The organism is Hymenobacter lapidiphilus, assembly GCF_003417065.2.
In the GTDB taxonomy this organism is placed as follows: Bacteria; Bacteroidota; Bacteroidia; order Cytophagales; family Hymenobacteraceae; genus Hymenobacter.
The window spans coordinates 1-449 of record NZ_QVLT01000075.1 but is presented as its reverse complement, the minus strand read 5'-3'; the positions used below and the strand labels follow the sequence as shown (position 1 = coordinate 449).

Below are 449 nucleotides of genomic sequence, written 5' to 3'. Positions count from 1 at the left end.
ACCAGCTCCATTTCCCGCCAGCTCAGCACGTACAGGCCAATGACGCCCCCGGGCCGGCGCACGAACACGGCCAGCGCACTCTGGTAGCCGCGTTCGGCCATCAGCTTGTTGGCCTTCCAGTCGTCGCAGCGCCCGCGCCAGAGCAGCGCGTAAGCTTGCTGCACCAGCACCAGCACCAGCCGCGGAATGTCCTGCGCATAGATGACGCGCTCGGTGTCCATGTAGCGCGGGTCGCCCGTGCGGCTGGCCTCGGCCTGCATGACGAACTTTTCCACGCTGTCCCCCGTGCGCAGGTACTCTCCGTTTTGCACGGCGTAAATGCTTACATGGTCACAGCCGGCTTCCACCCGCATGCGTTCGGCCGTCTGCTCCAGCACCACGGCTTTGCGCGAGTTGGCGGCCAGGTGGGTGCTGGGTTGTTTGCGCGCCTCCTGCTGCCGCTTGAGCAG

The 449-nt window shown here is 66.1% G+C and carries 1 protein-coding gene; it reads right to left on the bottom strand.

The features are described 5' to 3' along the window. Positions 1-449, bottom strand: a 449-nt coding sequence (locus D0N36_RS19260) for a hypothetical protein (protein WP_190242771.1), incomplete at both ends; no start/stop codon positions are given.